Here is a 17,031-nt window from a genome sequence, read left to right on the forward strand (position 1 = left end):
AGGAAACATGACTGATTCACGCATCCCCGCTGATCTCCCCGATCACATCCAGCACTACATCGATGGTGCGTTCGTCGACTCGGTCGATGGCGACACCTTTGATGTGCTCGACCCAGTGACGAACGAGAACTACACCACGGCCGCCGCTGGCAAGAAGGCCGATATCGACCTCGCCGTCGCCGCCGCCTCTCGCGCGTTCGCTGACGGGCCATGGCCCCGGATGCTGCCACGCGAGCGCTCACGCGTGCTGCACCGCGTCGCCGACATCGTCGAATCGCGCGATCAGCGCCTCGCCGAACTGGAGAGCTTCGACTCCGGGCTGCCGATCACGCAGGCGCTCGGTCAGGCCCGCCGCGCCGCCGAGAACTTCCGCTTCTTCGCCGACCTGATCGTCGCGCAGGCGGATGACACGTTCAAGGTTCCTGGTCGCCAGATCAACTACGTCAACCGCAAACCGATCGGTGTCGCAGGTCTCATCACCCCGTGGAACACGCCGTTCATGCTCGAGTCCTGGAAGCTCGGCCCCGCACTCGCGACGGGAAACACCGTGGTGCTCAAGCCCGCCGAGTTCACTCCGCTGTCGGCATCCCTGTGGGCCGGGATCTTCGAGGAGGCAGGTCTCCCCAAGGGCGTTTTCAACCTCGTCAACGGACTCGGCGAGGATGCCGGCGACGCCCTGGTGAAGCATCCGGATGTGCCGCTGATCTCGTTCACCGGCGAGAGCAGCACTGGACAGTTGATCTTTGCCAACGCGGCGCCGTTCCTGAAGGGCCTCTCGATGGAACTCGGCGGCAAGTCACCCGCCATCGTCTTCGCCGACGCCGACCTGGATGCCGCGATCGATGCGACTATCTTCGGGGTGTTCTCGCTCAACGGCGAGCGCTGCACCGCTGGATCCCGCATCCTCGTCGAGCAGTCGATCTACGACGAGTTCGTCGAGAAGTACGCGGCTCAGGCGAAGCGCGTCAAGGTCGGTCTACCGAACGACCCCACCACCGAGGTCGGCGCACTCGTGCACCCTGAGCACTACGACAAGGTCATGAGCTACGTCGAGATCGGCAAGACCGAAGCGCGCCTCGTCGCCGGCGGCGGGCGCCCTGATGGCTTCGAAACGGGCAACTACGTCTCCCCTACCGTGTTCGCCGATGTGTCCCCCGACGCACGGATCTTCCAGGAGGAGATCTTCGGCCCGGTGGTCGCGATCACACCGTTCTCGTCCGATGCGGAGGCGCTGGCGCTGGCGAACAACACCAGGTACGGTCTGGCTGCTTACATCTGGACGAATGATCTCAAGCGCGCACACAACTTCGCAGGCAACGTCGAGGCCGGCATGGTGTGGCTGAACAGCAACAACGTGCGCGATCTCCGCACCCCGTTCGGCGGAGTGAAGGCCTCCGGTCTCGGCCACGAGGGCGGCTATCGCTCGATCGACTTCTACACCGACCAGCAGGCCGTGCACATCACCCTCGGCGAGTCCCACAACCCAACTTTCGGCAAAAACTGACCCTTCCCCCAAGCCGCGAAACTTCGCCTGTGTCCCCGAATCGGACGGTTTAGATGGCACTCGCGAAGTCTCGCGAATCATGAGCAAGGACGCTGACATGACCAACCGTGACGGTATGACTCTCACCTCCTCCGGATACTACGTATCGCAGGAGGCACCGATCCACTCCGGCAACCCCGTCGCCACCCCGACGAGCACGCCCCCCGATATCCTGCGCTGCGCATACATGGAACTCGTGGTCACCGACCTCGCGGCATCCCGCCAGTTCTATGTCGATATCCTCGGCCTGTATGTGACGGCCGAGGACGAAGAGGCGATCTACCTCCGATCGACTGAGGAGTTCATCCACCACAACCTCGTGCTGCGCAGGGGTCCGATCGCCGCCGTCGCCGCATTCTCTTACCGGGTTCGGGCGGCCGAAGATCTTGACCGTGCCGTCGAGTTCTACACCGAACTCGGATGCCGCGTCGAGCGACACCCGGATGGATTCGTCAAGGGCATCGGCGATTCAGTGCGCGTGGAGGACCCACTCGGTTTCCCCTACGAGTTCTTCCACCAGGCCGACCACGTCGAGCGGATGTCATGGCGTTATGACCTGCACATCCCCGGCGAGCTGGTGCGCCTGGACCACTTCAACCAGGTCACACCCGACGTCCCCCGTGCCGTGGCGTTCATGCAGAACCTCGGCTTCCGAGTCACTGAAGACATTCAGGATGAGGAGGGCACGGTGTACGCCGCGTGGATGCGCCGCAAGCCCACTGTCCACGACACGGCGATGACGGGCGGCGATGGCCCCCGTATGCATCACGTGTGCTTCGCCACGCACGAGAAGCACAACATCCTTGCGATCTGCGACAAACTCGGTGCTCTGCGCCGCTCGGATGCGATCGAGCGCGGCCCCGGCCGCCACGGTGTGAGCAACGCCTTCTATCTCTACCTGCGCGACCCGGACGGTCACCGCATCGAGATCTACACGCAGGACTATTACACGGGCGATCCGGATAACCCTGTCGTCACCTGGGACGTACACGACAACCAGCGCCGCGACTGGTGGGGCAACCCCGTCGTTCCGAGCTGGTACACCGAGGCTTCCCTCGTACTCGACCTCGACGGCAACCCGCAGCCCGTCGTCGCCCGCACCGATACGAGCGAGATGGCGGTGACGATCGGCGCCGACGGCTTCTCGTACACGCGCAAGGGCGAAGAGATGCCAGAGTACAAACAGGGCGAGTACAAGCTGGGCCACCAGCTCTAACCGGGAGGCGAAGAGGATGCTGTCACCTGACGTGATCGAGCAGATCGCAGATGAGCTTGCTGACGCGGAGCAGAACAAGGCAGTGATCCCTCGGATCACCGCCAGGTTCCCGGATGCCACGATCGAGGACTCGTATGCCATTCAGGGCATATGGCGTGACAAGAACCTCGCAGTCGGGCGCACGCTCGTCGGTCGCAAGATCGGGCTCACATCCAAGGCGATGCAACAGGCAACCGGAATCACCGAACCCGACTACGGCGTCATGTTCGATGACACCGTGTATCCCTCAGGCGCAGAGATCCGCTTCGACGACTTCTCGAATGTGCGCATCGAGGTCGAACTTGCCTTCGTGCTCAAGCATCCGCTCGAAGGCCCGGACTGCACACTCGATGACGCCCTCGCCGCGATCGACTATGCCGTTCCCGCGCTCGAGGTGCTGAACTCGCACATCGAACTTGAGGGGCGCACGATCGTCGACACGATCAGCGACAACGCCGCGTACGGCGCGATGGTGCTCGGCGATGTGCACAAGCGGCCAGACGAGATCGATTTGCGCTGGGTGCCAGGCGTGCTGTCTCGCAACGGCGAGATCGAAGAGACCGGAGTGGCGGCCGGCGTTCTTGGGCACCCCGCCACCGGCGTCGCGTGGCTGGCGAACAAGTTCCACCAACACGGCGCGCGTCTCGAGGCGGGCGAGATCATCCTTGCCGGTTCGTTCACCCGGCCCATGTGGGTGTCCAAGGGCGATGAGGTGCTGTGCGACTACGGACCGATGGGAAAGATCACATGTCGATTCATCTAGAACCTGCGCCGTCGTTTCGCGATCGACTCGCGGCGGGCACACGCCCGCTGGTGGGCGCATGGATCTGCTCCGGCAGCCCGATCGCTGCGGAGATCGTCGCCGGATCGGGCCTCGACTGGACACTGATCGACGGCGAGCACAGCCCGATCGGCCTGGAATCGACGCTCGCCCTGCTGCAGGCCGTTGCGCCATACCCGATCACGCCGGTGGTGCGAGTACCGACCGGCGACCCCGTACTGATCAAGCAGTTCCTCGACCTCGGCGCTCAAAACCTGCTGGTGCCGATGGTCAACACGGCCGATGAGGCGTCGGCTGCGGTCGCCGCCACCCGCTACCCACCCCGTGGCATCCGCGGCGTCGGCAGCGCGCTGGCGCGTGCCGGGCAGTTCAACCGCATCGAGAATTATCTGCAGCGTGCGCATGAGTTCACGTCACTCACGGTGCAGATCGAAACGGATGCCGCGGTGCAGAACGCCCGCGCGATCGCCGAGGTTGACGGCGTCGATGCGGTGTTCATCGGACCGAGCGATCTGGCCGCATCCATGGGTCTGCTCGGGCAGCAGGAGCATCCGAACGTCATCGCGGCGGTGGAACAGACAATCGCGACAGTGCGCGCGTTCGGCAAGCCAGTCGGCGTGAACGCGTTCGCCCCTGCGACGGCCCGCCGTTACCTCGATGCGGGAGCATCCTTCGTGCTCGTGGCCGCTGACGTGTCGATCCTTGCGCGTGCGACCGAAAAGCTCGCGGCCGACTGGATCCCGAACGCCGACAGCACCCCGCGCGCCAGCTATTGACCCGCTGCAACTCTCGCCGACGACCGATGGCCGTCGGCGAGAGTCACCTCAGAGGCTGACGAGGAACAGCACGAGTGCCATCACCACTCCCGAGCCGAGCAGCGTGACGAAGGTGTACCCGAGGATGTCGCGCATCTTCAGCCCGGCGATCGCGAGCACCGGCAGCGCCCAGAACGGCTGGATCATGTTCGTCCACTGGTCGCCATAAGCCACCGCCATCACAGCGATCGACGGATCGACACCGAGCTGGTTGGCGGCATCCAGCATGATCGGCCCCTGCACCGCGAACTGTCCACCACCCGACGGCACGAAGAAGTTCACGATGCCGGCCGAAAGTAGCGCCAGCACACCGAACGTGGTCGGCGTGGCGATCGACACGAACGCGTCGGAGAACAGCGCGATGAGGCCGGACGACGACATGATGCCGAGAATGCCCGCGTATAGCGGGAACTGCACGAGGATCTCACCGACGTTCGATGCGGCCTTCTTGGTGAGGTGGATGAGCTCGAACGGGTTGCGCACCAGTAGCAGGATCAGTGCCAGGAACGACCAGTTCACGATGTCGAGGGTGAGTGTTCCTCCCCCGACGAAGTGCACGATGAGGTAGATCACCAGCGCGACACCGACGATCGTCGTCAGAATGCGCGACGCATCGATGCGGTCGGCCGGAGTCACGACTTCGTCGTCATACTCATCCGTCTCTTCGGATCCGACATTATCGGGCAGCTCGAAGATCGGATCGTTCTTCTTGGGTCGGATGAGGAACATCAAGAAGCCGACGACGACGATGACGCCCAGGGCCGCGAGAATATTCCATGTCGAGAAGGTCGTCTCGGTGATCGGCAGCACCTCACCGCCAAGACTCGGCGCGAGGAAGGAGTCCGGCGTCGCGGCCGTCAGTGGACCAGAACCGGAGTACCCCATGTGCCAGACGACGAAGCCCGAGTAACCGGCGGCAACCAGCAGCGGGAAATGCACCTTCATTCCACGCCTGCGCGCCTCGACCGCAATTTCACGGGCGAGCAAAGTCCCGACAATGAGCCCAAGACCCCAGGTGATGAGACTCGCGATCGCAGCGATGACGAACACGAAGACGTATGCGAAGCCGGCATTGCTGGGCACCCGTGCGAGCCAGCGCAGCAACTTCTGCACCGGCCGCGTATTGGCGAGCATGTACCCCAGCAACAGAATCAGACACATCTGGGTCATGAAGGCCAGCAGCCCGGCAAGCCCGTCACCCCAGCCCTTCACGACGTCGACGGGGCTGGTCTGTGTGAGCGTCATCGCCAAGATCGCCACGATCAGCGTCAGCACGATCGCGAATGTGAGGGCGGACGGGATCCACCGCTCCAGAAAACGGTTGATCGGCCGCATGACGCCCCGAGTACGGCGTTCTTCCTTCGTGTGAGACACGTTGAACTCCTTCGTTCATTGGTGAATGCGCCTTCACCCTAGCAACGACATCCTGCCCCGGACGGGAGCGAACTAGGGTGGTTGCATGCCTCGTCTGCTGGTTGTCCATCACTCGCCGACGCCGCGGCTCGCCGCGATCGCCGAGGCCGTGCTGCGCGGCGCGCGCACTGCCGAGAGCGAAGGTGTGGAGATCGTCGAACGCCACGCCCTCGACGCAAGTGCACAGGATCTGCTCGACGCGGATGCCGTCGTTTTCGGCACGACGGCGAACTTCGGGTACATCTCCGGAGCCCTCAAACACTTCTTCGATACAACGTTCAACGCAACGCACGAGCATACGAAGGGCCGACCCTTCTCATACTGGATCCATGGCAGCCATGACACCACGGGTGCTGAGAGAGCGATGCAGTCGATCACGACCGGGTACGGCCTCCGGATCGCCGCCGAGCCGGTGGTGTTCACCGGCCATGTCGATGATGAGCACGTGGCGCGCGCTGAGGAGTTGGGCGCGAGCATCGCCTGGACGCTGACGCTCTGACCTCGCAGCGCGCGACTTCCGGCGGCGCTACGTCTCCGTGAAAGCGCTTTCTCCGCTAGCATGCCAACATGCCTTCCGTCACCGCCGATCGCCCGCACAAGCATGCCCGGATCGCCTCGCTTCTTGATGCACGAGGCGTCGATCGGATGCTTCTCACGAGACCGGAGAACCTCGCCTGGTACTTCGACGGTGCACGCGTGCAGGTGCCGTTCGGAGGGGCAGCAGTGTGCTCGGCGATCATCCATCGCGACGGCACCGCAGTCGTCACCGCGCTCGAGAACGAGGCCGAGCGGCTGCAAGCCGAGGAGATCGCCGGGGCCGAGTTTCGAAGCATCCCCTGGTTCGGATCGCTTGCAGAGGCCCCGCAGGGAACTGTGACAGACAACGACATTCCCGAAGAGCTGCGTCAGGCGCGTGCAACGCTGCTTCCCGCTGAACGCGAGCGCTACGCACGGTTAGGGCAGGATGCCGCGGTAGCTGTCACAGCGGTGCTTCGAGCGAGCACAGCTGACATGACGGAGCACGAACTCGCCGCAGAACTCGGCCGCGCCGTCCTTTCGATCGGAGCGACACCAGCCGTCATCCTCGTCGCTGGTTCCGCGCGCGGTGGTGTGCAGCATCCGCTTCCCACCCACGCGCCGCTCGGAGATCACGCCCTCGCCGTCATCACTGCCGTCCGCCATGGGCTGCACGCCAGCTTCAGTCGCTGGGTGCGGTTCCGCGGTCAAGAGAGCGATGACGAACGCACCCTCCGCCTGGTCGAAGCAGACATCTTCGCCGCGACCAGGCCCGGTCGCGAGTTCGCCGATGTACTGACCGACGTCGCGTCCGCATACCAAGCCCACGGCTTCGGGAGCGCGCAAGAACCGGCCTGGCGCGCTCACCACCAGGGCGGACCGACCGGCTACCTTGGCCGCGATCCGAAAGTCTCCCCGGCGAGTGCCGGGCGGGTAGTCTCCGGTGCCGCCTTCGCCTGGAACCCCTGGGTGCCGCATGCCAAGCTCGAGGACACTGTGATCATCGACGATGCCGGCCCCACCGTGCTGACCGCCGACCCTGCGTGGCCGACCGTCGATGTGCGCGGTGTCCCCCGCCCGGTAACACTCGACCTCACCTGAGGCGACCGGCTCAGCCCAACGGATCAGCCAGCAACGGCGCGAACGCCGCTTCCGCCGCCCCGATCAACAGTCGGTCACGACCTAGTGCGGCCGACTGGATCTCGACCTGCTCGGCAGCAGCGGCCAGAGAACGCTCACGCACCTCGGCGTCGAAGGACTGGGCGTCGTACTCACGCAGAATGGAGAGGAACCCTCCGAGCACGACGGCCGATGGGTTGAGCACGTTCACAGCATTGCCGAGCGACGCAGTGAGGATGCGGCGTTGCCGGTCAACCTCGGCACGCACATCGACGTCTTCGGAGCCGACCAGCGCGGCGGCGAGAACCGCGTCGTCCGCCGCACCGAGGCCTGCGGCCCGCAACAGTCGAGCACGGTTGACCTCGTCCTCGAGCACGCCGTCGATGCTTACCCGGTCCGAGTTCGCCGCGATGCCAGGACGAGTCTGTCCCCATTCACCGGCGTATCCTCCCGCTCCTCCGATCAGATTTCCGTCGAGGATGAGCCCGCCACCGATACCGCTGGCACCACCGTTGAGATAGACCACATCACGGTGCTCCCGTGCCGCACCGAACAGTCTCTCGGCGCGCGCACCGAGCGACGCGTCGTTGTCGACAGCGACGGGCACACCCAGTGCGTCAGCGAGCGGCGTGGCGATGTCTTCATCACGCCAGCCGAGGTGCGGGGCGAGCCGAACGACGCCGTCTGCTGCGCGCACGAGGCCAGGCACGGCGACGCCAATGCCGACGATACGACAATCTTTCAATGCATCCTGATGCCACTGCTGCACGACGCGTACCACTGTGGCTACGGCATCCGCAGCGCTTGGGACGCTGTCCAGAGCAACCCTGGTGCGCTCGCGCAGTCCTCCCCCGAAACTGACCGCGCCGATCTCGATCGCGTCGACCTCCGGGTTGACACCGATGGCGACGACATCCGGATTCGCGGAAACCACAGGGCTGGGGCGCCCGACCCGCCTCGTGGGATCGGGGCTCTGCTCAAGCACGAGACCTGCAGTGACCAGACCGGTGACGAGATCGGCAACTGTCGAACGGTTGAGGCCGGTCTCCGCCGTAATGCGGGCGCGGGAGCGGGAGCCTTCCTGGTGGACGAGACGCAACACCTCACCGAGGTTGGTTCTGCGTACGCCTTCCACTCCGGATGACCGATCCGCCATGCTGCTCCCTCGTCACGCGATATTTGTTGTTCCGATCACGATATCCCGAGACGCGAAAGTCGGATGCCGGTCGGTCAGCGCGTCGAATACTCGAACGTCCGCAGGTGTAGCTCGGTGTCAGTGGGCATGCCATTGCTCGTGCCGTACACGCCGATCCAGAGCCCGAGGAAGCCACCCACCGCTCTGGCGTCGAGCAATCGGCCGTCAGCGACGCCGATGAGCATCGGCTCAGCCCCAGGGCCGCCAGCAAGTAGTTCATAGTTCTGCCCCCGCGCACGAAGCGTGAGTTCGATCTCGTCCGCTCCGTTTCGCGCAGCCTCGCCCAACACTTTCTCTACGCCGTCCTGTATGTGGACGGCGATAAATCGGGAAGCACCGTCGACACCACAGCGCAGCGCGAGCCGCACATGATCCTGCTCGGACTGGCGGATGATGAGACCCGCTTCTTCTCCCGCACGCAGATCAACGGCGATGCGGGCCACCACGTCGACATCCATGTGCTGCTGACGCACGCCGATGAACGCAGAGCGCGTCGGCACCGATGGTGACGCAGCGCGCAATGGCAACGTCCACCCGTCGCCGACAGGCATCCCGATTTCTGTGGGGAGAGCCCGCGTTGATGTCCAGCGCGGATCGTCCGCGCGCACAACGCCCGAGACCGTTCCCTGCATGATTCCAGGCGCGGATGCGTGCGCAAAAGCCACCTCGACCTCGCGCGGAACGCGTCCCTCGCCAGGTGCGAAGACCGGCCATCCGTCTTCCCAGCTGATGGGAACGAGGAAGGTCTCGCGCCCGAGATTGCAGAAGTTGCCGCCGTACGGACGCATCGCAAGCAACACTGCCCACCAGCTTCCATCGGTCGCCTGCACCATGTCGGCGTGACCGGCGGCGACCACGTCCATACCCTGGCCGAAATGGCGATGGGTGAGAACCGGGTTGCCCTTGTTGCCTACATAGGGACCGGTGACAGCATCCGCCTTCGCCACCGAAATTGCGTGGTGAAGATCGGTACCACCCTCAGCGGCAAGCAGATAATACGCACCGTCAACCTTGTAGAGGTGGGCGCCCTCTGCCCAAACGGCGCCCTTGACCGCTCCGTGCCAGAGAATGTGCTCCTCGCCGATCAGACGCATCGTTTGGAGGTCGAACTCACGCAGCCACACCTCGGTCTGATGGTGCCATTCGGGATCTGCCGCCAGGCGCGTGCCGTGCAGCCATGCTCTGCCATCGTCGTCGAAGAAGATCGACGGGTCGATGCCGTCCACATCCAGCCAGACCGGGTCAGACCACGGTCCAGCCGCTTCCTTCGCTGTCACGATGAAATTGCCACCGCGCGCGCTGCCGTCTCGAGGGACCATGGTGCACGTCACCCAGAACATGCCGTCGTGGTGGCGGATCGTCGGCGCGTAGAGCCCACCCGAGGATGCGACACCCTCCAGGTCGAGCATCCCTGGCCGATCGAACACGTGCCCGATCGGCTCCCAGTTGATCAGGTCGCGGCTGCGCTGCACCGGCAACCCAGGCTGATACTCAAACGTCGAGGTGACCAGGAAGTACTCATCGCCCACACGGCAGATGGTCGGATCGGGAAAGCATCCGGGCAGGATCGGGTTGGCGACCGCCGTCATCAGCTCGATACCGCTGCAGTGGCCGGGCGATGAGCCTCGGCGGTGACCAGGCGACGATCGCTCGGCACGACAACGTGCGCCTCCCCGGTGATCATCATCGACTCGCGTGCCGTTGCAGATGCCGATTCCACTGTCGCGGACGCATGTGCTCCGACCCAGATCTGCACGGCTCCAGGCTCGACAATGCGCGTCATCGAACGGTCGCTGAATGCGAATCGCTGTGTCGGCACCGAGAACGACACGGTCACGGACTGCCCCGGCTCCACGGTCACCCGCTGGAAGCCGAGCAGTTGCTCGACAGGACGCGTCACTGACGCGGCGAGGTCGTGGCCATACAACTGCACCACATCGTCCGTGACACGGGAGCCCGTGTTCGTGACGGTCACCGAAGCGGCGAACGCATCACCCGCCGCCACCTCGCTGTCGACGGCCAATCCGCTGTACTCGACCTGCGAGTAGGAAAGTCCGAAGCCGAACGGACGCACCGGCGTCGGGTCAGTGGCGGTGACTTCCGAGGCTCCACCCAGGGGCGGATGCAAGTAGGTGAAGGGCTGTGCCCCCGCTGATCGCGGCAGCGAGACCGGCAGCCGGCCGGAGGGATTGACCCGACCCGAGACCACTCCGGCGAGCGCTGATGCACCTTCCTCGCCGGGGAAGAACGCCTGGAGCACTGCCGCAGGTCGCGCCTCGCCGTCCAGCGCCCAGCTGATCGCATAGGGGCGGCCGGTCAGCATGATCATCACCACTGGGGTCCCCGTCGCAATGACAGCATCCACAAGCTCGCGCTGCACTCCCGGCAGCTCCAGGCTCTCAGAATCATTGCCCTCGCCGACGGTGCCGCGTCCGAACAGGCCGGCCTGGTCACCGACGACGACCACCGCAACGTCCGCGGCGCTCGCTGCTTTGACAGCCTCGTCGAAACCAGAGCGGTCCTCGCCCTCCACCTCAGCGCCCTGGGCATAGACCAGTTCCGCTGCGGTGCCGAGTTCATTAGTCAGCCCCTCCAGGAACGTCGGGATCTCAATGCCGATCGGGAACTCGGGGTGATGCGCGAGCACGTGGTTAGCGAACGAGTAGCACCCCATGAGTGCTTCCGCCCTATGCGCGTTCGGGCCGATGACCGCGATCCGCGAGGGCCGGTCATCCGAGATCGACAGCGGAAGGATGCCGTCGTTGGAGAGCAGCACCACAGACTCCTCCGCGAGACGTCGCGCAAGCTCACGATGCCGCGGAGAATCCAGATCGATGTTCGTTGGTGCCTCGTCCTCGAACACATCAGGCTCGAGCAGGCCGAGCTCTTCCTTCTGCGCGAGCGCGCGCAGAACCGCCCGGTCTACGAAGGCCTCATCGAACTCGCCGGCACGAATCCGCTCTGCCAGCGGGGCGAGGTAGGCATCGCCCGTGGGTAGTTCGACGTCGATACCCGCGGTGAGAGCAGCCGCAGCCGCTTCTCCTCTGTCTGCAGCGATCGAATGCATCACCTGGAGGAATGCCACAGCGAAGTAGTCCGCGACAACCACGCCGTCGAAGCCCCAACGCTCACGAAGAAGCTTGGTCAGATACTCCTCGCTGGAGCCAAGAGGCACGCCGTCAATCTCAGCGTAGGAGTTCATCACAGAACGCGCGCCACCATCGAGCAATGCCATCTCAAACGGCGGGAGGAAGACATCGGCGATCTCACGCGGACCGGCAGAGACCGGAGCGTGGTTGCGCCCGGCACGTGATGCCGAGTATCCGACGAAGTGCTTGAGCGTGGCGTGCACGCCGGTCGACTGCAAACCGGTGACATACGAGGTGGCCAGCACTCCGACGACGTAGGGATCCTCGGCGATGCACTCGTCCACGCGTCCCCAGCGCGGGTCTCGGATCACATCGAGCACCGGCGCGAGTCCCTGATGGATGCCGAGCTCCCGCATCGATTCACCGATCACCGCGGCCATGTCGTGCACGAGCTCGGGGTTGAAGGATGCTCCCCACGCGAGCGGCGTCGGGAACGTTGCGGCCTTCCAAGCCGCAAGTCCCGTCAGGCACTCCTCGTGCACGAGCGCGGGAATCCCCAATCGGGTCTCACGCTTCAGCCGGCGCTGCTCATCCCACAGCCAGGAGGCACGCTCCACAGGGTCGACGGGCCTGGTGCCGTATACGCGGGTGTACTGACCCAGGCCGTTCTTGGTCACATCAACCAGGTGTCCGGCATCCTGCTGTCCGGAGGCCATCTCCGACTGCATGGGAGCGACGACGCCGTTCTGGTCAAGCCAGTACCCGACGATCTGGGCGAGCTTCTCGTCCAAAGTCATCTGCGCGTGCAGCGCTCGCACTCGATCGGACACTGCGGGCATGGCGGGAACTCCCGCGGTCGATTTCGACACGGATCTCTCTTTCATTGTGCTCAGCCCTTGACCGCTCCGGTGAGGCCACCGACGATGCGGCGCTCGAACATAGAGAAGAAGATCAATGCGGGCAGCATCGACAGCGAGGTGTACGCGAGCACTCTCGCGGTGTCGACCGAATATTGTGATGCGAAGTTCTGCACCCCGAGTGGAAGCGTGAACAGGCTGGAGTCGTTGAGGATGAACAGCGGCAGCATGTACCCGTTCCACGATCCGATGAAGGCGAGGATGCCGACAGTGATCACTCCGGGCAGGCTCAGCGGAATCACCATTCTCCAGAAGAAGCCGAGTCGCGAGGCACCGTCGATCGATGCTGCCTCCTCGAGTTCTTTCGGGATCGCCCGCAGGAACGGCACCAGGATGATGATCGTGGTCGGCAAGGCGAACGCGATCTGCGGCAGGATGATTCCGCCGAGGCTGTTCACGAGACCGAGGTTGCGGATCAGCAAGTACAGCGGCGTGATGGCGACGGTGATCGGGAACATCAGCCCTGCGGCGAACAATGAGTACATGATGCCCTTGCCACCGAAGTCGTAGCGGGCGATCACATAACTGGCCATCACTCCGAGGATGACGGCGCCGAGGGTGGTGCCGACCGCGGAAATAGTCGAGTTCATCATCGCCGTCCAGAACTCACTGCTGGCGAGGACGTCGGTGTAGTTCCCGATCTTCCACGGCGCAGGCCATCCTGACGGATCGTTGGTGATCTGCGAGTTCGTGCGGAACCCTCCGAAGATGATGTACAGCAACGGAGTGATGCAGATCGTGATCAGGATCACCGCGAGCAGATAAACGCCCGGGCTCCCCCAACGCACAGCAGATGGCGCACGGCGGCGACCGCTACGGCCAACCGCCTGGATGGCCACCGAAGTCTTCAGAGTGTCGGTCATCGCCGGCGCCCCTTTCGGCTTTCGCCCGTCAGCGCACCCTCTGTGTCGCGGCGAAGAACAAACCGCTGGTACACGAGGGCGACGACGAGGGAGATGAGGAAGAGCATTACGGCAACCGCGTTGCCGAAGCCGTAGTTACCGGCCAGATGCCCGTTCTGATACATGTAGGTGGCCATCGTCGAGGTACCTGCGGTGGCCGCAATGTACTGTCCCCAGATGATGTTGACCAGGTCGAAAAGCTGCAGCGAGCCGATGATCGACAAGAACGCCCAGATGCGGATGGTCGGCCCGAGCAGCGGGAGCGTGATGCTCCACTGCGTCTTCCAGAAGCCGGCGCCGTCGATGGCTGCCGCTTCGTAAAGCTCTTCGGGGATCGACTGCATACCGGCGAGCATGAGAATCACTGCGAAGCCGATGTACTTCCACGTGATGATGATCATCAGCGACCACAATGCGATCGCCGGATCAGCGAGCCACGAGTTCTGCAGTGCCCCGAGGCCCATCTTCTCGAGCAGAGAGTTCAGCGCCCCCGCATCCTGCAGGATCAGGCTCCAGCCCGTTCCAACGACCACCTCGGCGATGACGTATGGCGCGAAGATCAGCACGCGGATCACTGATCGACCGCGAATCTTTTGATTCAGCAGCAGTGCGAACAGGATCGCGATCGGCCCCTGCATCACCAGCGAGAGAACGACGATCGCGAAGTTGTGTCCTACTGCCTCACGGAACGTGTCGTCCTGAAGCATCAGGACGTAGTTGTCGAGTCCGACGAACTCGGTGGGCCAGCCGTAGCCATTCCATTTGAAAAAGCCGTAGTAAGCGGCCATCATCACCGGGAAGATGACGAAGCCGACGAAGACCAGCAGTGCGGGTCCTGCCAGGAGAGTGATCTCGCCGCGCTTGCGCCAGTCTGGCCGTCGCGGCGCCCGTGTCGGGACCGATGCATGATCGGTCCCGACACGGTTGCTCCTCGCAGGCGCAGTAGATGCCATCGGCGCCTGTGATTCAGTCATATCGCTGCTCTCAGCCCCTTGCCGCGGCGTTCTCGATGCTGTCGACGAGCTTCTGCGGGTCGCCCTGACCTGCGAGCATCTCGACGACACCGGTGTTCAGCGCGTTTCCGACGTTCTGTCCGAGCGCGGTGTCCAGCCAGAGCGACACGTACGGCGCCTTGCTGTACGCCTCCATCAGCGGAGTCAGGGACGGGTCGGTCACGGCTCCTGTGGCGTCCTGGTTGGCCGGGATCGTCTGGAACGCAACGGCGTACTTCTCCTGCCATTCCTTCGATGCGACGAAGTTGAGGAAGTCCTCACAAGCCGTCGGAGAATCAATCGAGCACGAGTACCCGTCAACACCGCCCATCATTGCGCCAGGCGTACCGTCGCCGCCGTCAACCTCGGGGAAGGGGAACCAGCCGAGGTCTGGCAACGGCTGCTCGTCGGGGGTGAGGCCGGCGATGACGCCGACGTTCCACGCGCCCATAAGCTCCATGGCCGCCTTGTGGTTGGCGACGAGTCCGGCAGACGAGTTGGCGCCCTCCTGGGCTGAAGTCGTCAGGAAGCCTTCGTTGAAAGGCTCGATCCCCGCGAATTCGCTGAGGTTCGAGGCCGCATCCAGCCAGCACTCATCGGTGAAATCGGGGCTGGTGGCCAGGTTCTCGATGATGTCCTGTCCGCAGGAACGCACCGCGAAGAAGTAGAACCAGTGCGCCGCGGGCCAGGCGTCCTTCGCTCCGAGCGCGATCGGAGCGATCCCCGCTTCCTTGAGCTTGTCGACTGCATCCTCGAGCTCATCGATCGACGTCGGCTCTGATGTGATGCCGGCCTGCTCGAAGAGGTCTTTGCTGTAGAAAATGCCACCGGGCAGCACAGCGCTCGGCACGCCGTAAACCTTGCCGTCAACGGTGAACGCGCTGAACGGAGCCTCGCCGAAAGCTGTCTTCACGTCGTCGTCGATGAGATCGGTGAGGTCCTTGACCTTGCCCGCCTCGACGATGTCGGCGAGCTTCCCGCCGCCGCGCGCCATGAAGATGTCGGGCATGTCGCCCGAGTTCACGGCGGTCTGGAGCTTGCCGTCCATGTCTTCGTTCTGGATCGAGGTCACCTTGATCGTGACATCGGGGTTTTCCTCGTTGAAGGCCGCCGCGGCGTCTTCCCAGTACTGCTTGCCGTCGCCGGTCGTCGAGTTGTGCCACATCGTGAGTGTGGACGCACCACTCTCGTCTTCCCCGCCGCCACCGCTACTGCCCGTACAGCCGGACAGCAGCAATGCCAGGCCAGTCCCCAGTGCGACCCATGTCGCGCCTCGCATCTTACGTGTCATCATCAACCCTTTCGTCGTCCTTGACAGATCATGCGACCGCTCCCAGCGGTTCGATTACTGAGAATGACAGATCGCAGAGCGTTTAGTCAAACGATATCGATAACGTTTTCCAAACAACTTCGAAATGACGCGTCTTTACCTCGATGAAGGCTACGATCACCGTGTGACCCTCACCACACGACCCAGCCGCGCAACCATCACCGACGTAGCGCGAATCGCCGGCGTCTCCGTATCGACCGTGTCGAAAGTGGTCAACGGACGCGACGGCATTGCAGCCGCAACGGCCGAGCGCGTGCTCTCCGTCGTTGAGGATCTTGGCTACGAATCATCCATCGTTGCGAGCAGTCTGCGCCGCAGCCACACGGGCGTGATCGGAGTGCTGGTCGCTGACTTCGAGCCGTACTCGACTGAGCTCCTCAAAGGAATCTCTCGCGCAGCCGAGGGAACCAGCTACGAGCTCCTCGCCTATGCCGGAGGCAACGACGACGGGAAACGTTCGAACTGGGAGCGACGCTCGCTTTCTCGACTCGGCGGAACGCTCATCGATGGCGCGGTCGTTGTCGCACCGACGATGTCGATGACGGAGGGCACCAGCATCCCCGTCGTGGCAATCGATCCGCACACCGGCATCGAAAGCGTGCCCACTGTGGACGGCGACAATGTCGCGGGCGCCCGTGCCGCTACCGATCTCCTGATCGGATTGGGCCACCGCCGCATCGCGCACCTCGGGGGGCGGCCGGGGCTCGAGTCATCTCGGCTGCGACGAGAAGGCTATACAGAGGCACTCAAGTGTGCCGGCATCGAGGTCGACCCCGCCCTTGACCGCATCGGCGGTTACCGTGCAGACCTCACCGATGCCCCTGCCCACGAGCTGCTCCGACTGCCCGCTGATGAACGCCCCACCGCAATCTTCGCGGCGAACGACCTTTCTGCCTTACACGTCATGGAAGTCGCACGCGAACTGGGGCTACGGGTGCCTCAGGACCTGTCCATCGTCGGCTTCGACGATATTCCCGAGTCATCCATCAGCTCTCCCCCACTGACAACTGTGACGCAGCCGCTGCAGCAGATGGGCGCCGAAGCGCTGCGCATCTTGATCTCGCTGCTCGCGGGCGAACCTGTCGAAGAGCAGCACCTTCGCTTGCCGGCGACGCTCACCGTGAGAGAGAGCGTCGCCGCACCCCCGAGCGTGCACTGATTCCC

14 protein-coding genes are annotated in these 17,031 nt (G+C 64.0%); 7 read left to right on the forward strand and 7 right to left on the reverse strand.

Annotated features, from left to right (window positions below; all coding sequences use genetic code 11):
- Nucleotides 1-7: 7 nt before the first annotated feature.
- From hpaE to AC1C2Q_RS03605, 4 genes are all read left to right on the forward strand, one after another.
- Entirely contained in the window at nt 8-1,504 is a 1,497-nt protein-coding gene (hpaE, locus tag AC1C2Q_RS03590) for a 5-carboxymethyl-2-hydroxymuconate semialdehyde dehydrogenase (protein WP_495429669.1), read from the forward strand.
- 97 nt (nt 1,505-1,601) lie between these two features.
- Complete coding sequence (gene hpaD / locus AC1C2Q_RS03595) at nt 1,602-2,759, forward strand: 3,4-dihydroxyphenylacetate 2,3-dioxygenase (protein ID WP_495449007.1); 1,158 nt, start codon at nt 1,602-1,604, stop codon at nt 2,757-2,759.
- A gap of 16 nt (nt 2,760-2,775) precedes the next feature.
- Nucleotides 2,776-3,561: a 2-keto-4-pentenoate hydratase gene (locus AC1C2Q_RS03600; protein WP_495449008.1), complete on the forward strand. Its 786-nt coding sequence runs from the start codon at nt 2,776-2,778 to the stop codon at nt 3,559-3,561.
- Complete coding sequence (locus AC1C2Q_RS03605; RefSeq protein WP_495449009.1) at nt 3,546-4,355, forward strand: HpcH/HpaI aldolase family protein; 810 nt, start codon at nt 3,546-3,548, stop codon at nt 4,353-4,355. The genes AC1C2Q_RS03600 and AC1C2Q_RS03605 overlap by 16 nt, the downstream gene beginning before the upstream one ends.
- A gap of 48 nt (nt 4,356-4,403) precedes the next feature.
- On the opposite strand, the gene AC1C2Q_RS03610 is transcribed toward AC1C2Q_RS03605, so the two are convergent.
- Nucleotides 4,404-5,729, reverse strand: coding sequence for a short-chain fatty acid transporter (locus AC1C2Q_RS03610; RefSeq protein ID WP_495450542.1), 1,326 nt, complete (start codon nt 5,727-5,729; stop codon nt 4,404-4,406).
- A 124-nt stretch (nt 5,730-5,853) separates the two neighbouring features.
- Here AC1C2Q_RS03610 and AC1C2Q_RS03615 point away from each other — a divergent pair, with 124 nt between their 5' ends.
- Both AC1C2Q_RS03615 and AC1C2Q_RS03620 read left to right on the forward strand, forming a co-directional pair.
- Entirely contained in the window at nt 5,854-6,306 is a 453-nt protein-coding gene (locus AC1C2Q_RS03615) for a flavodoxin family protein (RefSeq protein ID WP_495449010.1), read from the forward strand.
- Nucleotides 6,307-6,374: 68 nt separating this feature from the next.
- Complete coding sequence (locus AC1C2Q_RS03620) at nt 6,375-7,424, forward strand: M24 family metallopeptidase (RefSeq protein ID WP_495449011.1); 1,050 nt, start codon at nt 6,375-6,377, stop codon at nt 7,422-7,424.
- Between the two features lie 10 nt (nt 7,425-7,434).
- Here the strand turns inward: AC1C2Q_RS03620 and AC1C2Q_RS03625 are convergent, their stop codons facing one another.
- From AC1C2Q_RS03625 to AC1C2Q_RS03650, 6 genes are all read right to left on the reverse strand, one after another.
- Nucleotides 7,435-8,598, reverse strand: coding sequence for an ROK family protein (locus AC1C2Q_RS03625; protein WP_495449012.1), 1,164 nt, complete (start codon nt 8,596-8,598; stop codon nt 7,435-7,437).
- A gap of 74 nt (nt 8,599-8,672) precedes the next feature.
- Complete coding sequence (locus AC1C2Q_RS03630; protein ID WP_495449013.1) at nt 8,673-10,226, reverse strand: glycoside hydrolase family 43 protein; 1,554 nt, start codon at nt 10,224-10,226, stop codon at nt 8,673-8,675.
- On the reverse strand, nt 10,226-12,610 hold the full coding sequence (locus AC1C2Q_RS03635; protein WP_495449014.1) for a beta-xylosidase/alpha-l-arabinosidase: 2,385 nt from the start codon (nt 12,608-12,610) through the stop codon (nt 10,226-10,228). The genes AC1C2Q_RS03630 and AC1C2Q_RS03635 overlap by 1 nt, the downstream gene beginning before the upstream one ends.
- 5 nt (nt 12,611-12,615) lie before the next feature.
- Complete coding sequence (locus tag AC1C2Q_RS03640) at nt 12,616-13,506, reverse strand: carbohydrate ABC transporter permease (protein ID WP_495449015.1); 891 nt, start codon at nt 13,504-13,506, stop codon at nt 12,616-12,618.
- Nucleotides 13,503-14,519, reverse strand: coding sequence for a carbohydrate ABC transporter permease (locus AC1C2Q_RS03645; protein WP_495449016.1), 1,017 nt, complete (start codon nt 14,517-14,519; stop codon nt 13,503-13,505). The genes AC1C2Q_RS03640 and AC1C2Q_RS03645 overlap by 4 nt, the downstream gene beginning before the upstream one ends.
- 10 nt (nt 14,520-14,529) lie before the next feature.
- Nucleotides 14,530-15,828 carry an extracellular solute-binding protein gene (locus AC1C2Q_RS03650; RefSeq protein ID WP_495449017.1) on the reverse strand — a complete coding sequence of 433 codons (1,299 nt, stop codon included), beginning with the start codon at nt 15,826-15,828 and terminating at the stop codon, nt 14,530-14,532.
- Nucleotides 15,829-15,991: 163 nt separating this feature from the next.
- On the opposite strand from AC1C2Q_RS03650, the gene AC1C2Q_RS03655 reads away from it, so the two are divergent.
- Nucleotides 15,992-17,026, forward strand: a complete 1,035-nt coding sequence (locus AC1C2Q_RS03655) for a LacI family DNA-binding transcriptional regulator (RefSeq protein ID WP_495449018.1) — start codon at nt 15,992-15,994, stop codon at nt 17,024-17,026.
- The last annotated feature ends 5 nt before the right edge of the window (nt 17,027-17,031 follow it).

It is taken from the genome of Microbacterium sp. Y356 (assembly GCF_059445355.1).